Raw genomic sequence first — 3,266 nt, 5'->3', positions numbered from 1 at the left:
TCAAACCAATGGAACTAATCGGACTAATGAGACCAATTCAACCAATCCAACCAATCCAACCAATCCAACCAATCCAACCAATCCAACCAATCCAACCAATCCAACCAATCCAACCAACCCAACTAATCCAACCAACAAAACCAATCCAACCAATCCAACCAATCCAACCAACTATGGTTCCTGAATCAGCATGTTCGACGGATCCAGCAGTTGGTCGCAGCCTTCTGAATCCTTGGGTCCGCCCTTTAGACAGCGGATGTGAATCTTTTTTCCTTCGGGTTGAAGCTCGATGGCGGCGTCGAAGAGATCGCCGACGGCTGACAGCTGCACCGGCAGACCGTCCGCACCGGGCGTTTGATGGCGATGCGTGGTAACGGTGAACCACAGGTGAAGACGATGGTTGACTGAAAAAGTTTTCAGTCCTTCCAGGGGGCCTCTCAGACGCTCGTCAAAAGGCAGGCCGTCGATAATCACCATGTGGGGGTTGAATATCTGCTGCTCGGTGAGATCCTTGACCCGCTCCTCCAGTTTGGGAACACTGAATCCTTCCACCTTGAAAGTCATGATAAACCGGTGCATCTGGATGGATTCCCACAACTCCTTGATCTGCCGGACATGATACTGGCTGGCCAAGCTGTTGAGCACCTCCTGGTACCACAGGTTCACCTTGTCCACGGGGTCGTCCAGGCTCACGTGGAGGACATTTTTCTGCTGCAGCATCGTATTCAGGGCCACCTGAACGATCAGGGCGGTTTTACCCACGCCGGCACGGGCCAATACGGCCCCGAAGCCCCCTTGGGGAACGATGGCTTCGTTTTCGTGGCCCATCAGCCTCAGCGGATTTCTGAGGATCAGGTCGTGTTTGAGCATATCCAGGTTCCTCTCTTTCAAATTAATAATCCGGGCCTCGGTGCGCCGCTCCCTGATCGGGCGGGACTTTTCAAGCAACTGTCCGTCTGCGGCTGATAAGGCTGGGGATTCGTATGCATGTGTCTGGGCCCGTTTCCGGGCATTTCTCCACTCTTCCGTATCTTCTGTCGTGATCACCGAACCCATTAGGCAACACTCTTTTTCTCTTCCTGACGTTTTTTGGCGATCTCTTCCGAAATGGACTGGGGAACTTGCCGGTAGGAGGCAAATTCCATGGTGAACTGGGCCTTTCCCTGGGTCAGGGAGCGCAGTATCGTCGAATACCCGAACATCTCGGCCAGGGGCACCTGGGACTCGATGACGCACATGGGCCCTTCGTCCTGGGAGCCGATGATCATGCCGCGGCGCTGATTCAACGATCCCATCACCCCACCCTGGAATTCGGTGGGCGTCTCCACGGCCACCTTCATGATCGGCTCGTGGATCACCGGTGACGCTTTCATGTAGCCCTCCAGAAAAGCGCCGCGGGCGGCAGCCTGGAAAGCCATCTCCGACGAGTCCACGCTGTGGGAGGCGCCGTCGTTGATCACCACCTTGACGCCGGTGACCGGAAACTCCATTTTGGGCCCCTTCTCCAGGCAGTTCCTGAAGCCCTTTTCACAGGCCGCGATAAACTGCGTCGGGATCGACCCGCCGGTGACTTCGTTGACAAAGCTGAACTCTTCACCATCCACCGGCTCCATGTAACCGGCCACACGGCCGTACTGGCCCGAACCGCCGGTCTGCTTCTTGTGGGTGTAGTTGAATTCGGACCGGCGGGTAATCGTTTCCCGGTAGGCCACCCGGGGAGCGCCGCTGGTCACTTCGGCCTTGTACTCCCGGCGCATGCGCTCGATATAGACTTCCAGGTGGAGTTCACCCATGCCGGAGATGATCGTGTCTCCGGTTTCTTCGCTGACGTAGGTGCGAAAGGTGGGGTCCTCCTTGGAAAACCGGTTCAAGGCCTTGGACATGTTGATTTCCGACTTGTTGTCCTTGGGGACGATGGCCAGGGAAATCACCGGCTCCGGCACGTACATGGAGGTCATGGTCAAATTGACGCTGCGGTCGGTGAAGGTGTCACCCGATGCGCAGTCGACGCCGAAAAGGGCACCGATGTATCCGGCGGAAATTTCGGAGATATCCTCCATCTGGTTGGCGTGCATGCGCACCAGGCGGCCGATTTTGACCTTGCGGCCGGTGCGCACGTTCACCACCGTGTCGCCTTTTTTCAGGGCGCCCTGGTAGACACGGATATAAGTCAGCTGACCATATTGGCCGTCCTCGAGTTTGAAAGCCAGCGCCACGGTGGGCTTGGCGGCGTCGGAGGTCAGGGTCACCTGGGCCTCGTCCTGGTCCAAGTCCAGGGCCTGGTTGGCCACATCCGCCGGGCAGGGCAGCAGCTGGGTGACCGCATCCAGCAGCGGCTGCACCGCTTTGTTCTTGTATGCCGAACCCATGAATACGGGGGTGATCTTTCTTTCCAGGGTTCCCTTGCGCACCGCCTCGATGAGCATCTCCGGCGAAACGGGAGACTCCTCGAGGACCGCGTCGGTCAGTTCATCGGAAAACATGGTGGCGGCATCGATGAGCACCTCCCGCTTCTCCGTGGCCAGCTCCAGCAGGGATTCCGGGATCTCCTCCACACGGATCGTCTCGCCGTTGTCGCCGTCAAAATAGAGTGCCTTCATGGTCACCAGATCCACGACGCCCTCATGATCGGCTTCCAGCCCCACGGGAATCTGCATGGCCACCGCGTTGTGGCCCAGCTTCTCCTTGAGTTGGGTCACCACCCGAAATGGGTTGGCGCCGCTGCGGTCGCATTTGTTGATGAATGCAATGCATGGGACCTTGTAGCGCTTCATCTGCTGGTCGACGGTAATCGACTGGCTTTGCACACCGCCCACCGAACAGAGGACCAGAATCGCACCGTCCAGTACGCGCAGGCTGCGCTCCACCTCGATGGTAAAGTCGACATGGCCCGGCGTATCGATGATGTTGATTTCGTGCTTGTTCCACTCGCAGTAGGTGGCTGCGGAGGCGATGGTGATCCCCCGCTCCTTTTCGAGCTCCATGGAATCCATGGTCGCGCCCACCCCGTCTTTGCCCTTCACGTCGTGGATGGCATGAATGCGCTTGGTGTAAAACAGGATCCGCTCGGTAAGCGTGGTTTTGCCTGAATCGATATGGGCGCTGATGCCGATGTTTCTGATTTTTTCGATGCGTGTTGCCATGATGTCCTCTGCTGGTGAGCGCACCATCTGACCGATCAATGCGCTCGATCGTTGTATTAAGGTAATGACCCATTAAGTAAAATAAAAAAAAGATCCCGCATTTGGCAATGACCACACCAGATG

General features: G+C 57.0%; 3 protein-coding genes. 1 reads left to right on the top strand and 2 read right to left on the bottom strand.

Features of this window, described 5'->3' with window-relative positions; all coding sequences use genetic code 11:
* Positions 1 to 184 (top strand): hypothetical protein (locus ABYV26_RS23535; protein ID WP_372683791.1); only part of this gene is annotated, 184 nt, incomplete at its 5' end.
* Here the strand turns inward: ABYV26_RS23535 and ABYV26_RS23530 are convergent.
* Both ABYV26_RS23530 and fusA read right to left on the bottom strand, forming a co-directional pair.
* The gene (locus tag ABYV26_RS23530; RefSeq protein ID WP_372683790.1) at positions 172 to 1,056 is read right to left on the bottom strand and encodes an AAA family ATPase; all 885 of its coding nucleotides are present in this window, start codon (positions 1,054 to 1,056) and stop codon (positions 172 to 174) included. The two genes, ABYV26_RS23535 and ABYV26_RS23530, sit on opposite strands and share 13 nt — an antisense overlap.
* Positions 1,056 to 3,143 carry an elongation factor G gene (fusA, locus tag ABYV26_RS23525; protein WP_372683789.1) on the bottom strand — a complete coding sequence of 696 codons (2,088 nt, stop codon included), beginning with the start codon at positions 3,141 to 3,143 and terminating at the stop codon, positions 1,056 to 1,058. The genes ABYV26_RS23530 and fusA overlap by 1 nt, the downstream gene beginning before the upstream one ends.
* Between the last annotated feature and the right edge of the window lie 123 nt (positions 3,144 to 3,266).

Source organism: Desulfosarcina sp., from assembly GCF_041551955.1.
Classification (GTDB): domain Bacteria; phylum Desulfobacterota; class Desulfobacteria; order Desulfobacterales; family Desulfosarcinaceae; genus Desulfosarcina.
Note: the sequence above shows the minus strand (reverse complement) of the source record. Positions and strands in the feature narration are given on the sequence as shown.

Bases quoted from the DNA above. Each gene is read 5' to 3' on its own strand.
- ABYV26_RS23530 (WP_372683790.1), bottom strand. From the start codon at position 1,056: ATGGGTTCGGTGATCACGACAGAAGATACGGAAGAGTGGAGAAATGCC.
- fusA (WP_372683789.1), bottom strand. From the start codon at position 3,143: ATGGCAACACGCATCGAAAAAATCAGAAACATCGGCATCAGCGCCCAT.